The sequence below is a fragment of the Streptomyces sp. NPDC014006 genome (genome assembly GCF_043088925.1).
In the GTDB taxonomy this organism is placed as follows: Bacteria; Actinomycetota; Actinomycetes; order Streptomycetales; family Streptomycetaceae; genus Streptomyces.
Genome location: NZ_JBICAJ010000001.1, coordinates 878,371 through 899,839, shown reverse-complemented (window position 1 = coordinate 899,839; position 21,469 = coordinate 878,371). Strand labels below are relative to the sequence as shown.

Genomic DNA, 21,469 nt, shown 5'->3' with positions numbered 1-21,469 from the left:
AACCGCGTAAGAGTTTGCTGAAACCTTCAGCAAACTTGCGGTGACGCAGATGTTAAAGGCCCGCTGCCTGAAAAGGCAGCGGGCCGGAGGAAGTTGTTGAAGATTCTTGCGAAGGGCCGTCAGGCGGGTCTGCGGCCGGTCCGTCAGGCGGTCGTGAACCACACCGTCGTGTCGGCCGGCACCTTCGCCTCGCCGTCGGCCTCGGTCACCTCACCGCTGGTGAGCACCACGCGGCCGTACGCCGGAGTCGTCACGGACTCCGCCGTCGTGTTGGCGACGCAGACGAAGTCGCCGCGGCGGAAGGCGAGCACGCCCTCGGGGGCGCGCAGCCACTCCACGCCGTCACCGGCGCCGAGGTCCGGGTGCTCACGGCGGGCGGCGAGCGCGGAGCGGTACAGCTCCAGGGTCGAGTCCGGCACGCCGGTCTGCGCCTCGATGCTCAGCTCGCCCCAGTTCTCCGGCTGCGGCAGCCAGCTGCCGCCACTGCCGAAGCCGTACGACGACCCCGTGCGGGTCCACGGGATCGGCACCCGGCAGCCGTCGCGGAAGCCGTCCTGGCCCGCGCCGCGGAAGTACGCCGGGTCCTGGCGCACCTCGTCGGGCAGGTCGACGACGTCCGGCAGGCCCAGCTCCTCGCCCTGGTAGACGTAGGCCGAACCGGGCAGCGCCAGCATCAGCAGCGTGGCGGCGCGGGCCCGGCGCAGGCCCAGCGCCCGGTCGCCGGCGGTGCGGATCTGAGTGCCGAGGCCGGGCGGGTTGGCGAAGCGGGTGGCGTGCCGGGTCACGTCGTGGTTGGACAGCACCCAGGTGGCGGGGGCGCCGACCGGGCGCATGGCCTCCAGCGTGCGGTCGATGACCGTCCGCAGCTCCTTGGCGTCCCACTCGGTCGCCAGGTACTGGAAGTTGAACGCCTGGTGCAGCTCGTCCGGGCGGACGTAGTTCGCGGTGCGCTCGACGGTCGGGGTCCACGCCTCCGCGACGAAGATGCGTTCGCCCGCATACTCGTCGAGGATGGTGCGCCACTGCCGGTAGATGGCGTGCACGCCGTCCTGGTCGAAGAACGGCATGACATCGTTGCCCAGCAGTTTCAGCTGGTCGTGGCTGCCGAGGTCGGGCAGGCCGTCGGCCTTGACCAGGCCGTGGGCGACGTCGATGCGGAAGCCGTCGACGCCCATGTCGAGCCAGAAGCGCAGGATGGAGCGGAACTCGTCGCCGACGGCCGGGTGGTCCCAGTTGAAGTCGGGCTGCTCGGGCGCGAAGAGGTGCAGGTACCACTCACCGTCGGCCACCCGCGTCCAGGCCGGCCCGCCGAAGATGGACTCCCAGTCGTTGGGCGGCAGTTCGCCGTTCTCCCCCTTGCCGGGGCGGAAGTGGTAGCGCTCGCGCAGCGGGGAGCCGGCGCCCTCGGCGACGGCGCGCTTGAACCACTCGTGCTGGTCGGAGGAGTGGTTGGGCACCAGGTCGACAATGATGCGCAGGCCCAGCTGGTGGGCGTCGCGGATCAGCGCGTCGGCGTCCAGGAGGTTGCCGAACATGGGGTCGACGGCCCGGTAGTCGGCGACGTCGTAACCGGCGTCGGCCTGCGGGGAGGCGTAGAAGGGGCTGAGCCAGACGGCGTCCACGCCCAGGTCGCGCAGGTACGGCAGGCGGGAGCGTACGCCCTCCAGGTCGCCCATGCCGTCGCCGTTGCTGTCGGCGAAGCTGCGCGGATACACCTGGTAGATCACCGCCTCGCGCCACCAGTCGCGGCGCTGGGCGACCGTGGCGAGGGCGGAGTGCGGTGCCGGGTCGGCGGAGTGCTGGGTCATGGCGTCCTTGAAGCGTGAAGAAGGTGCGGTCATGGGCTTGCGGGTACGGCGGCCGGGAGTTGAGGCGGCCGCGGTGACAGCGGGGTCGGAGAGTCACCGCGGCCGCCTGCCCGCGCGACCGAACGCGCGGGAACCTGCGGGCTGACGGAGCGTCAGCCCTTGGTGCCGCCGGCGGTGAGGCCGGTCACGAGGTTCTTCTGCACGAGGTAGAAGAACACGGAGACGGGTATCGCGATCAGGACCGCGGTGGCGGCCATGAGGTTGCGCTGCGCGTCGTGCTCGCTGATGAAGCTCTGCAGGCCCACGGCGAGGGTGTACTTGCTGTCGTCGAGCATGAAGGTGGTGGCGAAGGCCACCTCGCCGAAGGCGGTGATGAAGCTGTAGAAGCCGGCCACCGCCAGGCCCGGCCGGGCGAGCGGCAGGATCAGCCGCGCGAACGTGCCGAACGGGGACAGGCCGTCGACGCGTCCGGCCTCGTCGATCTCGAACGGGATGGTGTCGAAGTAGCCCTTGAGCAGCCAGGCGCAGTACGGCACCGCGGTCGAGCAGTAGATCAGGATCAGACCGAGGTAGTTGTCGATCAGCTGCAGCTCGGACAGGATCTGGTACATCGGCACCATCAGCACGGCCACCGGGAACATCTGGGTGACCAGCAGGACCCACATGAACTTGCGGTAGCCCGGGAAGCGCATGCGGGAGACGGCGTAGCCGGTGGTGGCGGCGACGAGAACGCCGATCACCGTGGTGCCGAGGGAGACGATCAGGGAGCTCTTCAGCCAGTCGAAGAAGCTGGTGTGCTGGATGACGAACGAGTAGTTGTCCAGCGTCATCTTCCCCCAGATCCGGCCGGGGTGCAGATAGTCGTCCTTGTCCGGGCCGAGGGAGAGGAACACCAGCCAGGCCACCGGCAGGAGGGCGATCACGCTCGCGGCGATCAGCAGGCCGTGGGAGGCGAGGGTGGCGGCGAGTGAGCGCCTGCCGCGGCCGCGCACCGAGCGGGGCGCGCCCGTTGGGGTCTTCTCGGTCACCGCGGCGGAGGTCTCGACTGTGGTCGTGGTCATGAGGAGGGCTCCTGCCTCAGATCGCGAGCTGCTGGTCGTTGCGGTTCAGCCAGCGGCGGTAGAAGGAGGTGAAGACGATCAGGATGGCCAGCAGCAGCATGCCGTAGCTCGCGGACTGGGCGAAGTCACGCGGCTGCTGTCCGAAGCCGAGGTAGTAGGCCCAGGTGACGAGGATCTGGGCGTCCGGCGCGGAGGTCGCGCCGAACAGCAGGAAGATCACCGCGAACTGGTTGAAGGTCCAGATGATGCCGAGCAGGACCACGGTCGAGCTGACCGAGCGCAGGCCGGGCAGGGTGACGTAGCGGAACCGCTGCCAGGGGCTCGCGCCGTCCATCTCGGCGGCCTCGTACAGCGAGGCGTCGATGGACTGCAGGCCGCCGAGCAGGGAGACCATCATGAACGGCACACCGCACCAGGTGTTGACCATGATCGCGGCGAACCGCTGCCAGAAGGTGTCCTCCAGCCAGGCCGGCGAGGGCAGGTGCAGGGCGTCGAGGAAGGTGTTGACGACGCCGCCGTCGGAGAGCATGATCCGCCAGCCGAAGACGGTGACGAAGGTCGGCACGGCCCAGGGGACGATCAGCAGCAGCCGGTAGACGGTGCGTCCGCGCAGCTTCTGGTTGAGCAGCAGCGCCAGGCCGAGGCCGATGGAGTAGTGCAGGGCGACGCACAGCGCGGTCCAGGCGATCGTCCAGATGAAGTGCGACCAGAAGCGGTCGTACGCCGTCGGGCCGAAGAGGATGTCCTGGTAGTTGTCCAGCCCGATGAACTTGTAGGCGGCGTCGATGTGGTTGACGCCGATCGTCCGGGCGGTGTTGAGGCTGTTGGCGTCGGTGAGCGTGAGGTAGAGGCCGTACACCAGCGGATAGATCACGAGGACGCCGAGCACGACGGCCACGGGGGTGATCATCGCGTAGGCGTACCAGTGCTTCTGGTAGCCGTGCTTGAGACGTTGGGTGACTGTCATGGTTCTCGACACCTTCGAAGACGATCAGGGAGTACGGCGCGCAGACCGGTGGCCGCCGGATCCCTCCCCCCGCTCAAGACGGGGGATCCGGCGGCCACGCGGGGTCACTTGCTGAAGTCCGGGACCAGCTTGGCGATCGCGGTCTCCGCGTTGCTCAGGCCCTTGTCCAGGGACTCCTTGCCGGCGGCGATCTTGGGCAGCTCGGTGTCGAGCGGGCCCCACAGGGAGCTGTACTCCGGCAGCGCCGGGCGCGGCTGGGCGGCGGGCAGGACGGTCTGGTAGCCGGCGATGCCCGGGTCGGCCTTGACCTCGGCGGTGTAGGCGTCGTCGCGCGTCGGCAGCGTGGAGTTCTTCAGCGCGATCTGCGTCTGCGCCTTCGCGGAGGTCATGAAGTTGACGAACTTCAGCGCGGCCTTCTGGTGGGCGGCGTCGGAGCCCGCGTAGACGGACAGGTTGTGCCCGCCGGTCGGGGCGCCGGCCTTGCCGGCGGAGCCGGCCGGGACGGTGGCGATGCCCAGGTTGGCCTTGTCCTTGAAGGCCGAGCCCTTGTAGAAGTTGGTGATCTCCCACGGGCCCTGGATGATCGCGGCGACCTTGCCGTTGACGAACGCGTCCTGGATGTGGGCGTAGGCGTCGGCGGTGGTGTCGGCCTTGTGCAGGCCCTTGCCGTCGAACAGGCTCAGCCAGGTGCCGTAAGCCTTCTTGGCGGCGGCCGAGTTCACGGTGATCTTCTTGCCGGCGGCGTCGACCGTGTCGGTGCCCTCGCCGTAGAGGTAGGACTGGGCGTAGTAGGCCTGGGTGGAGCCCCAGTAGCCGTCGACGCCGGTCTTGTCCTTGACGGTGGCGGCGTCCTTCTTCAGGTCGTCCCAGGTCTTGGGCGCCGCGGTGATGCCGGCCTTGGCGAAGAGCTGCTTGTTGTAGACGAGCGCGAGGGTGTCGGTGACCAGCGGCACGCCGTAGGTCTTGCCCTCGTACTGGGCCTGCTGGATCAGGCTCGCCTGGAACTTGTCCTTCTCGGCGAGGGCCTCGGTGCCGTCCAGCGGCAGGAAGTAGCCCTTCTTGGCGAAGGCCGGGGTCCAGCCGACCTCCGAGCGCAGCACGTCGGGAGCACCCTTGGAGCCGGCGGCGGTGTCGAACTTGTTCTGGGCCTGGTCGAACTGGACGTTGACGTAGTTGACCTTGACGTCCTTGTTCGCCGCCTCGAACTGCTTGATGAGGGCCTGGTACGTGGGGGCCTCGTTGGTGGCGTTGGAGGTGTCCCACCAGGTGATGGTGACCGGCCCGTCGGCCTTGTCGCCGCTGTCGCTGCCGCCGCAGGCCGTCGCCGCCAGCGCGAGGGACGCCGCCAGCGCGGTGGCCGCTATGCCACGCCGCATGAGTTCTCCTTGAGGTGAAAGCCCGAGTGGTGCCGACTGCGCCGTTGCTCGCCGTCGGGCGACGTGAACGTAACAGCCATGTAAGCGTCACGAAAGACCTTGCAGCAAAATTGTGCAAGACATCTCCGAAGTTACCCGGGCGTGATCGGGCCTCGACCGACATGAGACCACTGTGAGACTGTTGTTTACGCGGGTTGCGCGGGGCGGGGCCGCCCTGTGAAAGACTCTGCAAGCTCTTGCCACCGATTGCACAAGGGAGCGCGATGACGCAGCAGCCCACCGCGGGACGTCCGACGGCCCGTCCCCGGCGCCCGGTCGGTGTGCAAGGCGGCATCCGGCCGGTACAGTCCGGTGCCGTGACCACACGGCTTGCGGACATCGCTGCGCAGGCGGGGGTGAGCGAAGCGACCGTCAGCCGCGTCCTCAACGGGAAGCCCGGCGTCGCCGCCACCACCCGCCAGTCCGTGCTGGCCGCGCTCGACGTACTGGGCTACGAACGCCCCGTGCGGCTGCGGCAGCGCAGCGCGGGCCTCGTCGGACTGATCACGCCCGAGCTGGAGAACCCCATATTCCCGGCCCTGGCCCAGGTCATCGGCCAGGCACTGACCCGCCAGGGCTACACCCCCGTGCTCGCCACCCAGACCCCGGGCGGCTCCACCGAGGACGAGCTGACCGAGATGCTCGTCGACCGCGGAGTGGCCGGCATCATCTACGTCTCCGGGCTGCACGCCGACACCACCGCCGACATGCAGCGCTACGAGCAGCTGCGCGCCCAGGGTGTGCCGTTCGTGCTCGTGGACGGCTTCTCGCCCAAGGTGCAGGCGCCGTTCATCTCCCCCGACGACCGCGCCGCGATGGCGCTCGCGGTGACGCACCTGGCCTCGCTCGGCCACACCCGGATCGGCCTGGCCCTCGGCCCCAAGCGGTTCGTGCCGGTCCAGCGCAAGATCGAGGGGTTCGTGCGGGCCATGCAGGATCAGCTGGGCCTCGCGCCGGACGTGATCGAGACGGAGCTGGTCCAGCACTCCCTGTACACGCTGGAGGGCGGTCAGGCGGCCGCGACCGCGCTCATCGACCGCGACTGCACGGCCGTGGTGTGCGCCAGCGACATGATGGCGCTCGGCGCCATACGCGCGGCCCGCCAGCGGGGCCTGGAGGTCCCGAAGGACATCTCCGTCGTGGGCTTCGACGACTCGCCGCTGATCGCCTTCACCGACCCGCCCCTGACGACGGTCCGCAAGCCTGTCCCGGCGATGGGCCAGGCGGCCGTGCGCACCCTGCTGGAGGAGGTCGGGGGAACCCCCGCTCCGCACAGCGAGTTCGTGTTCATGCCGGAACTGGTGGTGCGCGGCTCCACCGCCTCGGCGCCGGGCGACCGAAACCGCCCGTAGGGAGCTCCGGCGGCCAAATCGTCCGCAGGGTGGAGAAGGTGCGCTTTGGACCCGACCGGAGGATGATCGGTCGCACAAGGCTTTTCTGGCAGAATTCGTGCTCATGGGTGAGACGATCGTGACGACCCCGGAAGGCCGCGAAGAGGCGCTCCCGCAGGCCGTCACGGCCGCTTCGCGGACAGGCCCGCTCGGCCGGTTGCGCGCCCCGCGGGCTCCGCGGCTCTGGTTCGAGATCCTGCTGATCGCGGTGAGTTACTGGACGTACTCACTCATCCGCAACGCGGTCCCCGAGCAGCGCGGGCAGGCGCTGCGCAACGCCGACTGGATCTGGGCGCTGGAGCACCACCTCGGCATCGCCTTCGAGCAGTCCGTCAACCATGCCGTGAACTCGGTGACTTGGCTGATCATCGGCATGAACTACTACTACGCCACCCTGCACTTCATCGTGACCATCGGCGTGCTGGTCTGGCTGTACCGCAGCCATCCGGGGCGCTACGGCGCGGCCAGACTGGTCCTGTTCGCCACGACCGGTGTGGCCCTGGTCGGTTACTATCTGTATCCGCTCGCGCCACCGCGGTTGATGAACGGCAGCCACTTCATCGACACCGTCATGGTCCACCAGACGTGGGGCTCGATGGCCTCCGGCGACCTGAAGCACATGTCGAACCAGTACGCGGCGATGCCGTCGATGCACATCGGCTGGTCCCTGTGGTGCGGCCTGACGATCTTCGCCCTCGCCAGGACCCCCTGGGCGCGCGTCCTCGGCCTGCTCTACCCGGCGGCGACCCTGCTGGTCATCGTGGCCACGGCCAACCACTTCTGGCTGGACGCGGTGGGCGGCGTCCTGTGCCTGAGCTTCGGCTACACGGTGGCACGGCTGTGGTACGGCACGCTGCCGTACGCCCTGCCGAGGCAGGTGGCCGTCGAGGCAGCGCGGGAACCGGTACCGGCCGGCCGTTAGACAGGGCCTAAGCGCCGTAGAACAGCTCCTCGACGACGCCGCGCGCCCGGCGCGTCGTACGCCGGTAGGCATCGAGCATGTCCCCGACGTGCCCGGGGCCGTATCCGAGATAACGCCCGACGGCGGCCAGTTCGCGGCTCTCCGTGGGAAACGTGTCCCCGGCCCGCCCGCGCACCAGCATGACCGCGTTGCGCACCCGGGTGGCCAGCACCCACGCCTCGTCCAGGATCTCCGCGTCCTCCGCCGACAGCAGTCCGGCGTCCAGGGCCGCGGCGAGGGCCTGGCGGGTCCGGGTGGTGCGCAGCCCCGGAATCTCCCGGGCATGCCGCAGCTGCAGCACCTGCACCGTCCACTCCACGTCCGACAGCCCGCCCGGGCCGAGCTTGGTGTGCAGCTTCGGATCGGCGCCGCGCGGCAGCCGCTCGGACTCCATCCGCGCCTTGAGCCGCCGGATCTCCCGTACGGCGTCGTCGCCGAGCCCGCCCGCCGGGTACCGCAGCGGATCGATCAGCTCGACGAACCGGCGCCCCAGGTCCTCGTCCCCGGCGACCGGCTCGGCCCGCAGCAGCGCGTGCGACTCCCACGTCAGGGACCAGCGGCGGTAGTACGCCTCGTACGACTTCAGGGTGCGCACCAGCGGCCCGGACTTGCCCTCCGGGCGCAGATCGGTGTCGATCAGCAGCGGCGGGTCGGAGTGCGGGATCTGCAGCAGCCGCCGCATCTCGGCGACGACCTTGTTCGCCGCCGCGCCGGCCTCCCTCTCGTCGACGCCGTCCCGCGGCTCGTGCACGAACAGCACGTCGGCGTCGGAGCCGTAGCCCAGCTCGTGTCCGCCGAAGCGTCCCATGCCGATGACGGCGAACCGCGTGGGCAGCGTGTCGCCCCACCCCTCGCGCACGACGGCCCGCAGGGTGCCGGCGATGGTGGCGGCCGTCAGATCGGAGACGGCGCCGCCGACCCGGTCCACCAGGGCGCCCTGGTCGGCCTCGGCGGACTGCGTCTCGGTGCCGTAGGAACCGACGATGTCGGCGGCAGCGGTCCGGAACAGCTCCCGGCGGCGCACGCCACGGGCCGCGGTGACGCCCTGCTCGGCGTTCTCGGCGCGCCCCACCGCCGCGAGGATCTCCTGCTCCAGATGGGCCCGGGAGCGCGGCTCGAGCCCGCCACCGTCCCCGTCGCCGAGCAGCGCCACGGCCTCCGGAGCCCGCATCAGCAGGTCGGGGGCCAGGCGCCCGGCGGACAGCACCCGCGCCAGGTTCTCCGCGGCCGCGCCCTCGTCCCGCAGCAACCGCAGGTACCAGGGGGTTTTCCCCAGCGCGTCGGACACCTTGCGAAAGCCCAGCAGCCCCGCGTCCGGGTCGGCGGAGTCCGCGAACCACCCGAGCAGGACCGGCAGCAGCGTCCGCTGGATGGCTGCCTTGCGGGTGACGCCGGACGCCAGCGCCTCCAGATGCCGCAGCGCGGCGGCCGGATCGGCGTACCCCAGGGCGATCATCCGCTCCCGGGCCGCCGTGGCGCTCAGCCGTGCCTCCCCCGGCGCGAGCTGGGCGACCGCGTCGAGCAGCGGCCGGTAGAACAACTTCTCGTGCAGCCGTCGTACGACACCGGTGTGCCGCTTCCACTCACGGGTCAGCTCGGTCACCGGGTCGGTGCGCAGCCCCAGTGACCGCCCGATCCGCCGCAGATCGGCATCGTCCTCGGGAACCAGATGGGTGCGGCGCAACCGGAACAACTGGATCCGGTGCTCCATGGACCGCAGGAACCGGTAGGCCTCGTCGAGCTGCACGGCGTCCGCCCGCCCGACATAGCCGCCCGCCGCGAGCGCCTGCAACGCGTCCAGCGTCGTACCGCTGCGCAGGGAGGCGTCGGCGCGCCCGTGCACGAGCTGCAGGAGCTGCACGGCGAACTCGACGTCGCGCAGCCCGCCGGGCCCGAGCTTCAGCTCCCTCTCCACCTCGGCCACGGGAATGTTCTCGACGACCCGCCGCCGCATCTTCTGCACGTCGGCGACGAAGTTCTCCCGCTCGGCGGCCTGCCAGACCAGCGGCTCCAGCGCCTCGATGTACGCCCGGCCCAGCTCGTCGTCACCGGCGACCGGCCGGGCCTTCAGCAAAGCCTGGAACTCCCAGGTCTTGGCCCAGCGCTGGTAGTACGCGAGATGGCTGGCCAGGGTCCGCACCAGCGGCCCGTTGCGCCCCTCGGGCCGCAGATTGGCGTCGACGGGCCAGATGGACCCCTCGACGGTGGTCTCGGAACAGATCCGCATCAGATGCGAGGCGAGCCGGGCCGCGGCCTTCAGGGCCTTGCCCTCGTCGGTCCCCTCGCTCGCCTCCGCCACGAAGATGACATCGACGTCGGAGACGTAGTTCAGCTCGTTGCCGCCGCACTTGCCCATCGCGATCACCGCGAGCCGGCAGGCGGCGGCGTCCTCGGGGGCGGACGCCTTCGCGATGGCCAGGGCCGCGCGCAGCGTCGCGGTGGCCAGATCGGCCAGCTCGGCGGCGACCTCGGCGACGTCCGTGGTGCCGCACACGTCGCGGGCGGCGATGGACAGCAGACAGCGGCGGTAGGCGACGCGCAGCGAGACGGGATCGACGGCGTCCTCCAGACCGTGCTCGAACTCCACGAGCCCGGGGTGCAGGTCGGACGGCTCATAGGTGACCAGGGCCTGCCAGTCCCGCGGATACCGGGCGAGGTGATCGGCCAGCGCCGCCGACGCGCCCAGCACGCCCAGCAGCCGGTCCCGCAGCGGCTTGGCCGCTATCACCGTGTCGAGCAGCTCCCGGCGGCCCGTGGCATCGGGCTGCGCCTCCAGCAGACGGGCGAGGCCCTGCAGGGCGAGATCGGGATCGGCGGTGGCGCCGAGGGCTTCCAGTAGGACGGGGTCGGTGCGGACGAGGGCGAGGCCGGCGCCCTCCAGGAGGCGTTCGGCGGCGGACGGGTCGGTGAATCCGTGCCGCAGCAGCCGCGAAAAGGTACTGCTCCTGCGCCCGGGCGCCGTCATCTCCGGCCTCCTTCTTGTCGTACTGGCCCGAGCCTAACCGCACCCGCGGAGGAGTTCAGCGGGGTGGCTGCCGCCGGGCTCCGTCAAGGCGGGGGGTGTCCGTCCTCGGTCCGGCCGCCCGTCCCCGACGACGGCACCCTGTGCCGGTGCCGGCCGCCGCGGGCGGACACCCCGCCCCGGCTCACGGACAACACAAGGCGCTACACCAGCCACCCACCGGACAGCAACGGGCCGCCGCAGGCATATAAGGGGCGCGGGGCTGTATTCGACATGCGGCTCCGCCGCGTGGGCGCGACCCGCCACGACGCAACCCGCAGTCACAGGACGGGGGCCCGTCACACCCCCTCCGCCCACAGCGACCGCACATGCCCCAGATGCCGGCTCATCAGCGCCTCCGCCGCCCCCGCATCCCCCGCCAGCATCAGATCCAGCAACTCCACATGCTCCTCCGCCGAAGGCACCAGCATCCCCCGCGCATCAAGAGCCGTCAGCCCGTACAACCGGGACCGTTTGCGCAGGTCGCCCACCGTCTCGACCAGCCGCTCGTTGCCGTGCAGCCCCAGCAGCGACAGATGGAAGCGCCGGTCGGCGTCCAGATACCCGATCAGGTCGTGCTCGCGCGCGCTGGCCACGATCTCCTCGGCCACCGGCCGCAGCGCCTCCAGCTCCTCGCGCCGAGCGGACCGCGTCACCGCCCCCACCGTCGGCACCTCGATGAGCGCCCGCAGCTCGCTGAACTGGTCGAGATCCCGCGCACTGACCTCAGTCACCCGGAACCCCTTGTTCCGCACGGGTTCGACGAGCCCCTCACGGACCAGGTCGAGCATCGCCTCCCGCACCGGAGTCGCCGAGATCCCGAAGTCGGAGGCCAGCGCCGGCGCCGAGTACACCCGCCCCGGCTGCAGCTCACCGGAGATCAGCGCGGCGCGCAGCGCGTGGGCCACCTGGTCACGCAGGCGTTCCTGCGCGGTGATGAGGTTGGCTTGCTTCAGGTGGCCACCCATGGTCTGCCTCCACGGCTACGGGTACTGCGGGACTGCGGGACCGCGATCGGCTGCGATCAGTTCGCTTCGCGGCACCTCAGAGTAGGAAACCCGCCGGGAACGGATCGTCCGGGTCCAGAAAGTACTGCGCCGTGCCCGTGATCCAGGCCCGCCCGGTGACCGTGGGGACCACCGCCGGCAGCCCCCCGACGGTGGTCCGACCGACCAGCCGTCCCACGAACCGCGTCCCGATGAACGACTCGTTCACGAAGTCCGCGTTGAGCGCCAGCTCACCACGCGCGTGCAGCTGCGCCATCCGCGCCGAGGTTCCGGTGCCGCACGGCGAGCGGTCGAACCAGCCGGGGTGGATGGCCATCGCGTGCCGCGAGTGTCTCGCGTCGGAGCCGGACGCGATCAGATACACATGCTTGAGCCCGGCGATCTCCGGTTGCTCCGGATGCACCGGCCGGTCCGGGGACGCGTTCACCGCATCCATGATCGCGAGCCCGGCGGCCAGCAGCTCGTCCTTGCGCCCCCGGTCGAAGGGCAGCCCGAGCGCGTCCAGCGGGACGAAGGCGTAGAAGTTCCCGCCGTAGGCGAGGTCGTACCCGACGGCGCCGTACCCGGGCACGTCCACCACCCGCTCCAGGGCCACGCAGAACGCCGGCACGTTGGTGAGCGTCACCTCCTTCGCGACGCCGTCCGTCACCCGCACCTCGACCGTGACGAGCCCGGCGGGGGTGTCCAGCCGGACCGTGGTCACCGGCTCCACGGCCGGCACCAGCCCGGTCTCGACGAGCACCGTGGCGACCCCGATCGTGCCGTGCCCGCACATCGGCAGCGCGCCCGACACCTCGATGAACAGCACGCCGTGGTCGGCGTCCGGGCGGGTGGGCGGTTGCAGGATCGCGCCGCTCATCGCGGAGTGGCCGCGTGGCTCGTACATCAGCAGGGTGCGGACATGGTCGAGGTGATCCACCAGATGGCGGCGGCGCGCGGCCATGGTGTCACCGGGCAGCACCCCGATGCCGCCGGTGATCACCCGGGTGGACATGCCCTCGGTGTGCGAGTCGACGGCGTGGTAGACGTGTCGGGTGCGCATCGCGGGTCCTCCGGACGTCGGTCGGGCGGCGGTCAGTCGAGGCCCTCGGCGAGGGCCTTCTCGGTGGCGGCGCGGACGGCGGCGGCCTGTTCCCCGGCGAGCGGGGAGCGGGGCGGCCGGGTGGGGCCGCCGGGCCGGCCGGCGATGTCCATGGACGCCTTGATGGCCTGTACGAACTCGGTCCTGGAGTCCCAGCGCAGCAGCGGGTGCAGGGCGCGGTAGAGCGGCACCGCGAGGTCGAGGTCGCGGTCGACGGCGGCCCGGTGGAGGGTGAGGCAGGCGCCGGGCAGGGCGTTGGGGTAGCCGGCGATCCAGCCGACGGCGCCGGCCAGGACGAGTTCGAGCAGGACGTCGTCGGCGCCGACGAGCAGGTCCAGTCCCGGGGCCAGTTCGGCGATCTCGTAGGCGCGGCGGACGTCGCCGCTGAACTCCTTGACGGCGACGACGTGTCCGTCGGCGTGCAGGTGAGCGAGCAGGGCGGGAACGAGGTCGACCCGGGTGTCGTGGGGGTTGTTGTAGGCGACGACCGGCAGCCCGGCTCGTGCGACCTCGGCGTAGTGGGCGCGGACGGTGGCGTCGTCGGCGCGGTAGGCGTTGGGCGGCAGCAGCAGGACGGAGCCGCAGCCGGCCTCGGCGGCCTGCTCGGCCCAGCGGCGGGAGGCGGCGCTGCCGTACGCGGACACGCCGGGCATCACCCGGGCGCCGTCGCCGGCCGCCTCCACGGCGACGCGGACCACGCGGGCGCGTTCGTCGTCGGTGAGGGTCTGGTACTCGCCGAGGGAGCCGTTGGGGACCACGCCGTCGCAGCCGGCCGCGATCAGGTCGGCGACGTGCTGCGCGTAGGCGTCGTAGTCGACGGAGAGGTCGTCGCGCAGCGGCAGGGTGGTGGCGACCATGACGCCGTGCCAGGGGCGGGTACGGGTGTCGGGTGCGGTCATACTTCGGACTCCTCGCTGGGTGAAGGGGGGCTGACGGGCAGCGCGGCCAGGTGCCGCAGGGGCACCGGGCAGGACAGCGGGCGACGGTCCGCGGCCGGGGGTGCACCGGCGAGCCGTGCGACGGCCTGTCCGCACATCCGCCCCTGGCACCAGCCCATCCCGGCGCGGGTGAGCAGCTTGACGCTGCGGGCGTCGTGGGCGCCGTACTCGGTGACGGCCGTGCGGATCAGTCCGGCGGTGACCTCCTCGCACCGGCACACCTCGGTGGTGGGGTCGAGCCAGTCGGCCCAGCCGGGCCCGGGCCGGTGGGCGGCGGCCAGCGCGTCGGCGAAGGCGCGCAGCCGGGCCCGGCGCCGGGTGAGCGCGGCGGTGCGGCGGGCGTCGCGCGGGGTGCCGCGCAGGGCGTGGGCGACGGCGTCGGCGGCGATCTCGCCCTCGGTGAGCGCGAGATCGGCCCCGCCCACCCCGCACGACTCCCCCGCGGCCCACACACCGGGCACGGAGGTGGCCTGCCCGGCGTCCACGACCACGGCCGGGGTGTCGTCCGGGGTCAGGCCGGTGGCGCAGCCGAGGGCGGTGGCGAGGTCGAGCTGCGGGACGAGCCCGTGCCCGACGGCGAGCGCGTCGCAGGGGATGCGCCGCCCGGTGCCGGGCACGGGCCGCCAGTCGTGGTCGAGCCGGGTCACGGTGACGGCTTCGACGCGGGCCGTTCCGTGGGCGGCGGTGACGGCGTGCCGGGACAGCAGCCGGGTGGCGTGCCGCAGCAGACCGGCGCCGTACAGGGCGCCTTCGGCGAGCTTGGCGGGGTTGCGCAGCAGGGCGGGCAGGGTGCGGGTGTACGCGGTGTGGTCGGCGGCCTCGACGACGGCGGGGACGCGGACGCCCGCGGCGGCCAGTGACCCGGCGACGGCGAGCAGCAGGGGGCCGCTGCCGGCGACGACGATGCGCCGGCCGGGCAGCACCAGGTGGGACTTGAGCATGGCCTGCGCACCGCCCGCACCGACGACCCCCGGCAACGTCCAGCCAGGAAAGGGTAGTTGACGCTCATAAGCGCCCGTGGCGAGCAGGACGGCGCGCGCCTCGACGGTGGCGGGCGTCTCGTCGCCTCCGGCGACGGCGTGCAGCCGCCAGTGCGCGCCCGCGCGGACCACGGTCCACACGTGATGGCGGGGCAGGTAGGTCAGACGGTCGCCGTCCAGCCGCCGCAGCCGCCCGGCGAAGTCCCGCCCACCGCGCTGCAGGGCTTGGGGACGGGCGGCGCGCAGGCCCGGCGCGGGGTGCCGGTGGAACTGGCCGCCGGGCCGCTCCCCCGCGTCCAGCAGGGTGACGCTCAGTCCGAGATCGGCGGCCCGGACGGCGGCGGCGAGCCCGGCGGGCCCCGCGCCGACGACGGCGAGGTCAGCGGTCGGTGTCATGGCCGGTGCCCTCCTGGGTGGTGACCGTGTCCCCCGGGTGTACGGCGACCAGGCAGGCGCGCTGGTTGGGGCGGCCGTTGACGGTGGCGAGGCAGTCGTGGCAGACGCCGATCCCGCAGAACACTCCGCGCGGCGCCCCGGTGCCCCGGGTGGTGCGCCAGGACAGGATGCCGGCCGACCAGAGGGCGGCGGCCAGGCTCTGCCCGGGCAGGGCGGTGAGGGGGCGGCCGTCGAAGGTGAAGGTGTACGGCGGTTCGGGCTCGGCCCGCACCAGGCCGAGCGGGGTGCGCGGCACGCGGCTCATGAGGGGGCTCCTGGGGTGGCGTCCGGCGGGGGGAAGCGGTGGGGGCGGAACGGCTCGATCGGCACGGGCGGTTCGGCGCCGGTGAGCGCGGCGCTGACGAGCAGGCCGGTGGCCGGGGCGAGGCCGATGCCCGCTCCCTCGTGTCCGCAGGCGTGGTGGAGGCCGGGAACGCGGGGGTCGGGGCCGATCGCGGGCAGGTGGTCGGGCAGGTAGGGGCGGAAGCCGCAGTAGGCGCGCAGGGCGTGCACGTCGGCCAGGGCGGGGAAGAGGGCGGTGGCCTGGCTCGCCAGGCGGCGCAGGGCCTCGGTGGACAGGGTGCGGTCGAAGCCGACGCGCTCGCGGGTGGCGCCGATGAGGACGGTCCCGGCGGGGGTGCCCTCGACGACGGCGGAGGACTGCAGAGCGGCCGTGTCGCTGGCGACGTCGGCGATGTAGTCGGCGGCGTACACCTTGTGGCGGATCAGACCGGGCGGCAGCGGTTCGGTGACGAGGACGAAACCGCGGCGCGGCAGCACGGGCAGGTGGGTGCCGGCGAGTGCGGCGAGGTGGCCGCCCCAGGTGCCGGCGGCGTTGACGACGGCGGGTGCGTGCAGGTCGCCACGCGGCGTGCGGACGCCGCGTACGGCGCCGTGGGCGTCGGTGAGGACGGCGGTGACCTCCTCGCCGAGCCGGACGCGAGCGCCCTGGCGGCGGGCGGCGCGCAGCAGGGCGGCGGCGGCCTTGGCGGGCTGTACCTGCGCGTCCTGCGGGTAGTGGAAGCCACCGGCCGGACCTGGGGCCAACTCGGGTTCCAGTTCGGGCAGTTGCCGGAAGCCGATCTCGTACGCCTCGACGCCGGCCGCACGTTGACCGGCGGCGAAGGCGCGCAGTGCGGTGAGGGCGGTCTCGTCGGGTGCGACGACGAGACCGCCCTTGAGCTCGTGTTCGACGGCGTCCTCCGGTGGGAGGGCGGCGGCGAGTTCGCGCCACAACCGGATGGAGAGCAGGGCGAGTTCGAGCTCGGGTCCCGCCTCCTTGTCGGAGACGAGGAGATTTCCCTCGCCGGCTCCGGTGGTGCCGCCGGCGACGGGTCCGCGGTCGACGACCGCGACGGAGAGGCCGGCGCGGGTGGCGTAGTACGCGCACGCCGCCCCGACCGCTCCGGCGCCGACGATCACGGCGTCCAGAGGTGCGGGCTCTTTCGTGGGCACGTCAGTAATATTTCACATGGTACTGAGCGCCACAAGGGTCCGTGGCCCCGGTGCGATCAGCGGCGCAGCGGGCCTTCGCAGGCGAAGTCCGCGGTGCCGGCCGTGCGGTCGGCCCAGATCTCCACCTCGCCGAAGGTGCAGTTCATGTCGGCGAGGTTGGGCGAGGCGGACGCGGCCCGGTCGAGCAGGAAGCGGTCGACGGTGGCGGACATGTCCTGAAAGACCTGGTCGGCGCTGCCCGCGTCGGCGAGCCGGGCGGTGATGCGGCCGGTGCAGACGAACCGGGGCATCGCCGGGTCGCCGTTCGCCGTGCAGGCGGGGTCGGTGAAGGTGGCGGCGGCGAAGGCGGTGCGCACCGCCTCGGCCGTGGATTCGCGCAGCCCGCTGTCCGGTGTGTAGGTGGTGTCCGGCACGTACAGGCCGTCGACGTGCGCGATCTGCCGGTCCAGGAAGGCGTCGTAGCCCTGTTGGACCGCGTCGTCGCGCCCGGTGCGGGCACGCCAGGCGTCGAAGCCGGCCGGGTCGTCGGCCCGCAGGTACCGGTACATCTCGCGCAGCAGGGAGGGGTGTTCGCTCCACAGGTACTCGAAGAAGGTGCCGGCGTAGTCGTAGAAACGGAAGCCGTCGCCGTCGTAGGTGGCGTGCAGGAGCCGGTCGACGCTCATCCGCGGCGTGCCGTTCGCGGTGTCCGCGATGACGCCCTGCACCAGGGACTTGCGCACGGCGATGCCGCCGGCGCGGGTCGAGCCGTCGAAGAACTCCGCGGTGCCCTCGTCCATCGCCGTCGTACGGTCACCCTGGTACCAGGGGCCCTCACCGAAGTAACCGGGCACCGCCCAGCGGCCGTTGAGATAGTGCACGTACTCGTGGCGGAACAGCTCCTCCAGCGTGAGCCGCGAGTCCTGCGGGACGCGCCGCTGGTAGGTGTAGAAAGTCGCGCCCTGCTCGATGTAGATGCCGCCGTTGTTCGTGTCCATGCCGGTGAGCAACGGGTGGTAGTTCTCGTAGTCGGCGCGGGAGGCGTACAGCACGATCGTCAGAACGCTGTTGGTGTCCTCGCCCAGCGGCGCCTCGGTGCCGAGCACGCGCAGGAACTGCGTCTTGACCTGCTTGCTCGCGTAGTAGAGCTGGTCGACGGTGGCGCGGTCGAGGGCGGTGCGGACCTTCAGGGCGCCGTTGTCGTAGCTGTAGGTGTACGGGAACAGCTGCCGCTCGATGTCGTCCTTGCACACGGCGTACGGCTTGCAGGCGCCGTAAAAGCCGAGCCAGGACACGACCTTCGCCCAGGGGGCGCTGCCGCGGCCCCAGGTGTCGGTCACAGGGGTGAGCAGGGCGCCGAGGTCAGGCACGATCCTCTCGCGCAGGGAGGCGACGACGCCGAAGCGCCCGTACTCCGACAGGGCGTCCCGTACGGCCCACTCGTTGGGCGTGCCCTTGAGGTGGGTGTATCCGGCGAACCGGCGGAAGGCGTCCCGGTAGGCGTCGTTGCGGGCGACGACGGCCTGGAAGGCGGTGTCGTGGTTGCCCTCGTAAAGGCCGAGGTAGTTGACGCTGAGCGCGGCGAGCACGGCGCCGCCCCAGGAGGGATCGGCGTAGGTGTCCGTGTGGTACCGGTCGAGCGTGGCCAGCACCTTGCGGATCAGGCCGGGCTGGGACTGGCGCAGACCGGGGGCGCTGCCGGTGTAGAGGGCCTCGCGCAGGGTCTCGGCGTTGGTACGGGTGACGTCGAAGGTGTGCCGGGCGGTGCCGAAGTAGTACACCGCCCGCCGCATGGCCTCCTGGGTGGGCGCGTCGCCGACGTCTATCTCGTCGCGCGAGAAGTCGTGGTACACGACGGCGTGCAGGTAGGTGAACATCTCCAGCAGGTGGCTGGAGTCTCGGCCGTCGTGACCTGCGGCGAGAGTGGCGGCACGGCGGGCGACGGCCTGGACGTGGGCGTCGTCCATGACGGGCGCGAGCCGGGCGTCCCAGGCCCACAGGAGAGTGCGCAGACAGCCGTCGGCGGTGACGGCCGGTTCGGCGAGGAAGTCGGCGAAGCGCTCCGGATCGAGGCGGGTGACGTCGTCCAGGGTGCAGGCGGCGGCCGGCGACGGGGACTTCGTCACCGGGCCGGGGACACGGCCGTCGGCACGACGGCCGCCGGGGGCGGTCTCGGCGAAGGTGCGAGGCCTCGGAGCGGTGCCGAGGCGGGCCACGTCGTCGTGCGACGGAGCGGCGGGGGTGACCGCGTGAGGGGTGACCTCGGTGCGTTCGTGCGCCTGGGCGGTGGGGGCGTTGGCCGTGCCGAGCAGGGCGGTGGTGACGGCTGCCGCGAGCAAAGCGGCGCGCAGCGATCTGCGCCGAAGCGGGAACAGGCGTGACGTGTGGAACACCTGCGGCTCCTCGGTGTGGGGAGTGGCTACCTTGAGGCGTGCATGCCACTGCAATGTGAGCTGTAACATAGTAATGTGAAATTGCACTGACAACCCCTCAGGACAGCATTCCAAGTCGCCGCAACGTCAGGCGACTTGGCGGACCTCAGCCGCGCAGGGCTGGGGCAGCCCAGGCGCGGAGGCCACCCCAGGCCCTCGTGACGCAGGTCACATCGGCCGCCTGTCACACCGGTCACCCCGGGTCCGTCAGACCAGCGAAAGGCACTGACGAACCACGAGGGAGCACCCCATGAACGCCCGACTGAACCTCTTCGCCAACCCCGTCGCCGGCAAGTTCCTGCGTTCCATCAACGCCGCCGGCAAGGTGGTCGCCGACTCCCCTCTCCCCGCCACGACCCAGGAACTCGTCAAGATCCGTGCCAGTCAGATCAACGGCTGCGGCTTCTGCACCGACATGCACACCAAGGACGCCGCCCACGCCGGTGAGACCTCCGTCCGCCTCAACCTCATCGCCGCGTGGAGGGAGGCCACGGTGTTCAGCGACGCCGAGCGCGCCGCCCTCGAGCTCACCGAGCACGGCACCCGGATCGCCGACGGTCCCGGCGTCTCGGACGAGGTCTGGGAGAACGCCGCCAAGCACTACGACGAGGACCAGCTCTCCGCCCTCGTCTCCCTGATCGCCGTGATCAACGCCTACAACCGCATGAACGTCCTCGTCCGCCAGCCGGCCGGCGACTACCGGCCGGGCATGTTCGGCTGACGAACCCGCCGGCGAACCCATGTGCCCCCCGGCGAACCCGCCGGGACCGGCACACCCCGCCGGCGCATCCGGTGGCGCACCACACGCTTTTCCGCTTCCGTGGGGGGACCACCAGGAGGAGGAGAACGATGGACTTCACCCTCGAAGTGATCCCCCTGCCCGTGAGCGACATCGACCGGGCCCGTGACTTCTACCGGGACAAGGTCGGCTTCCACGTCGACATCGACACGGAGGTCATGCCGGGCATGCGCATCGTCCAGCTGACGCCCCCCGGCTCCGGCTGCTCCATCGCCCTCGGCGACAGCATCTGGGAGATGACGAAGGGGCCCCGCCCGGCCCCTGGCTCCTACCAGGGCCTCCAGCTCTGCGTGGCCGACATCGAAGCGGCCCACGCGGAACTGGTCGGGCGCGGCCTCGAGGTCTCCGAGCCGGTCCGGTACGCGCCGGACGACGGGGCGACGTTCATGTACTTCACGGACCCCGACGGCAACGGCTGGGCCGTCCAGGAATACCGCCGCCGCGCCGGGGAACCCCTGCACCAGGTGCTGGCCCGCCTGGCCAGGCCCGCACAAGACGCACAACCCACCCAGACCCCTTAGGCCCGCAGCCCGCGAAGGCCCCGCAGCCCTCCCCAGGCCCGCAAGGCCCTCCCCAGGGCCTCTCCAGGGCCGGTAATTCATCCGCTCTTCATCCCCCGGGTTGCCCCACGTGAGCCGCGGGCATATTGGCGTGTGCATGCTCTGTCCGCACCGCCAGCCCGCCCGTCCCCACCCGGAGGTTGATGTGTCCGGCAGTTCCGTGTACCGCCGCGCCCGTACCGCCCTGGCCTCGGCCACGGCCCTGGCCGCAGCCGCGGTCGGCCTGTGGACCGGGCTCGGCGGTGAGACCGCGCACGCCGCGGGCGCCGTGCCCACCCCCGACCACGTGGTCGTCGTGGTCTTCGAGAACCACGCCTACAGTCAGGTCATCGGCTCCTCCAGCGCCCCGTACATCAACTCGCTGAAGTCCGGCGGCGCCAACCTGACCCAGTCGTACGGCGAAACCCACCCCAGCCAGCCCAACTACTTCGCCCTGTTCTCCGGCTCCACCCAGGGCATCACCGACGACAGCTGCTACACCCCGGGCTTCTCCTCCGCCCCCAACCTCGCCTCCGAACTGCTCGGCGCCGGCAAGACCTGGGCCAGCTACAACGAGACGCTGCCGAGCCAGGGCTCGACCACGTGCAGCAGCGGCACCTACGCCCGCAAGCACAACCCGTGGTTCGGCTTCAGCAACGTGCCGACCTCGTCGGCCAAGACGTTCGCGCAGTTCCCCACCGACTACTCGACGCTGCCCGACGTCTCCTTCGTCGTGCCCAACCTGTGCAGCGACATGCACGACTGCTCGGTGTCCACCGGTGACACCTGGCTGAAGAACAACCTCGGCGCCTACGCCACCTGGGCCAAGACCCACAACAGCCTGCTGGTGGTCACCTTCGACGAGGACAACAAGCTGTCCGGCAACCGCATCCCGACCGTCCTGTACGGCCAGCCCGTCACCCCGGGCTCGTCCTCGACGACGACGTACAACCACTACAACCTGCTCCGCACGCTGGAGGACATGAAGGGCCTCACCGCCCACGCGGGCAACGCGGCCTCCGCCCAGGACATCACCGGCATCTGGGCGTCCTGAGGTGTACGTCGCGGACAGCCGCGCCGCAGCTTCGGCGCCGGCGTCCGCGGACGGCGCCGCCCCGCCCCCCCCCCGGCGGCGCCCCGCCCCCGGCGCCCCCACCCGGCTCCCCGCCCGCACCGGCCGCCAGATCACCCGCCGGTGGTCGGGGATGGGGTCGGCCGTG

At 71.7% G+C, this 21,469-nt stretch carries 17 protein-coding genes; 5 read left to right on the top strand and 12 right to left on the bottom strand.

Annotated features, from left to right (window positions below; genetic code table 11):
- Positions 1–143: 143 nt before the first annotated feature.
- The 4 genes from ACF1GV_RS04130 to ACF1GV_RS04115 all read right to left on the bottom strand — a co-directional run bounded on the left by ACF1GV_RS04130 (position 144) and on the right by ACF1GV_RS04115 (position 5,212).
- Positions 144–1,841 carry a glycoside hydrolase family 13 protein gene (locus tag ACF1GV_RS04130; protein ID WP_391677621.1) on the bottom strand — a complete coding sequence of 566 codons (1,698 nt, stop codon included), beginning with the start codon at positions 1,839–1,841 and terminating at the stop codon, positions 144–146.
- Positions 1,842–1,960: 119 nt separating this feature from the next.
- Complete coding sequence (locus tag ACF1GV_RS04125; protein ID WP_363268381.1) at positions 1,961–2,869, bottom strand: ABC transporter permease subunit; 909 nt, start codon at positions 2,867–2,869, stop codon at positions 1,961–1,963.
- 16 nt (positions 2,870–2,885) lie between these two features.
- Entirely contained in the window at positions 2,886–3,836 is a 951-nt protein-coding gene (locus tag ACF1GV_RS04120) for a carbohydrate ABC transporter permease (protein WP_391677618.1), read from the bottom strand.
- Positions 3,837–3,940: 104 nt separating this feature from the next.
- Positions 3,941–5,212 (bottom strand): extracellular solute-binding protein, encoded by a 1,272-nt coding sequence (locus ACF1GV_RS04115; protein ID WP_391677615.1) that lies wholly within the window; start codon positions 5,210–5,212, stop codon positions 3,941–3,943.
- A 356-nt stretch (positions 5,213–5,568) separates the two neighbouring features.
- Between ACF1GV_RS04115 and ACF1GV_RS04110 the strand changes: the two genes are divergently transcribed.
- Together ACF1GV_RS04110 and ACF1GV_RS04105 are read left to right on the top strand one after the other, a co-directional pair.
- Positions 5,569–6,603, top strand: a complete 1,035-nt coding sequence (locus tag ACF1GV_RS04110; protein WP_391677612.1) for a LacI family DNA-binding transcriptional regulator — start codon at positions 5,569–5,571, stop codon at positions 6,601–6,603.
- A gap of 103 nt (positions 6,604–6,706) precedes the next feature.
- Positions 6,707–7,564: a phosphatase PAP2 family protein gene (locus tag ACF1GV_RS04105; protein WP_391677611.1), complete on the top strand. Its 858-nt coding sequence runs from the start codon at positions 6,707–6,709 to the stop codon at positions 7,562–7,564.
- A 7-nt stretch (positions 7,565–7,571) separates the two neighbouring features.
- Here ACF1GV_RS04105 and ACF1GV_RS04100 read toward each other — a convergent pair whose 3' ends face one another.
- The 8 genes from ACF1GV_RS04100 to ACF1GV_RS04065 form a co-directional block, all read right to left on the bottom strand.
- Positions 7,572–10,568 carry a bifunctional [glutamine synthetase] adenylyltransferase/[glutamine synthetase]-adenylyl-L-tyrosine phosphorylase gene (locus ACF1GV_RS04100; protein WP_391677609.1) on the bottom strand — a complete coding sequence of 999 codons (2,997 nt, stop codon included), beginning with the start codon at positions 10,566–10,568 and terminating at the stop codon, positions 7,572–7,574.
- A gap of 335 nt (positions 10,569–10,903) precedes the next feature.
- Positions 10,904–11,572, bottom strand: a complete 669-nt coding sequence (locus ACF1GV_RS04095; protein ID WP_391677607.1) for a GntR family transcriptional regulator — start codon at positions 11,570–11,572, stop codon at positions 10,904–10,906.
- Between the two features lie 76 nt (positions 11,573–11,648).
- Positions 11,649–12,653 carry a proline racemase family protein gene (locus ACF1GV_RS04090; protein ID WP_391677605.1) on the bottom strand — a complete coding sequence of 335 codons (1,005 nt, stop codon included), beginning with the start codon at positions 12,651–12,653 and terminating at the stop codon, positions 11,649–11,651.
- Between the two features lie 32 nt (positions 12,654–12,685).
- The gene (locus tag ACF1GV_RS04085) at positions 12,686–13,591 is read right to left on the bottom strand and encodes a dihydrodipicolinate synthase family protein (protein WP_391677602.1); all 906 of its coding nucleotides are present in this window, start codon (positions 13,589–13,591) and stop codon (positions 12,686–12,688) included.
- Complete coding sequence (locus ACF1GV_RS04080; protein ID WP_391677599.1) at positions 13,588–15,006, bottom strand: NAD(P)/FAD-dependent oxidoreductase; 1,419 nt, start codon at positions 15,004–15,006, stop codon at positions 13,588–13,590. The genes ACF1GV_RS04085 and ACF1GV_RS04080 overlap by 4 nt, the downstream gene beginning before the upstream one ends.
- Positions 14,990–15,310 (bottom strand): (2Fe-2S)-binding protein, encoded by a 321-nt coding sequence (locus ACF1GV_RS04075; protein ID WP_391677597.1) that lies wholly within the window; start codon positions 15,308–15,310, stop codon positions 14,990–14,992. Before ACF1GV_RS04075 ends, ACF1GV_RS04080 begins: the two co-directional genes overlap by 17 nt.
- The gene (locus ACF1GV_RS04070) at positions 15,307–16,500 is read right to left on the bottom strand and encodes an NAD(P)/FAD-dependent oxidoreductase (protein ID WP_391677594.1); all 1,194 of its coding nucleotides are present in this window, start codon (positions 16,498–16,500) and stop codon (positions 15,307–15,309) included. Before ACF1GV_RS04070 ends, ACF1GV_RS04075 begins: the two co-directional genes overlap by 4 nt.
- Positions 16,501–16,556: 56 nt before the next feature.
- On the bottom strand, positions 16,557–18,941 hold the full coding sequence (locus ACF1GV_RS04065) for a collagenase (protein WP_391677593.1): 2,385 nt from the start codon (positions 18,939–18,941) through the stop codon (positions 16,557–16,559).
- Between the two features lie 220 nt (positions 18,942–19,161).
- Between ACF1GV_RS04065 and ACF1GV_RS04060 the strand changes: the two genes are divergently transcribed.
- From ACF1GV_RS04060 to ACF1GV_RS04050, 3 genes are all read left to right on the top strand, one after another.
- Positions 19,162–19,632, top strand: coding sequence for a carboxymuconolactone decarboxylase family protein (locus tag ACF1GV_RS04060; RefSeq protein WP_391677591.1), 471 nt, complete (start codon positions 19,162–19,164; stop codon positions 19,630–19,632).
- 128 nt (positions 19,633–19,760) lie between these two features.
- Entirely contained in the window at positions 19,761–20,231 is a 471-nt protein-coding gene (locus ACF1GV_RS04055; protein WP_391677589.1) for a VOC family protein, read from the top strand.
- Positions 20,232–20,415: 184 nt separating this feature from the next.
- On the top strand, positions 20,416–21,303 hold the full coding sequence (locus ACF1GV_RS04050; protein WP_391677587.1) for an alkaline phosphatase family protein: 888 nt from the start codon (positions 20,416–20,418) through the stop codon (positions 21,301–21,303).
- The last annotated feature ends 166 nt before the right edge of the window (positions 21,304–21,469 follow it).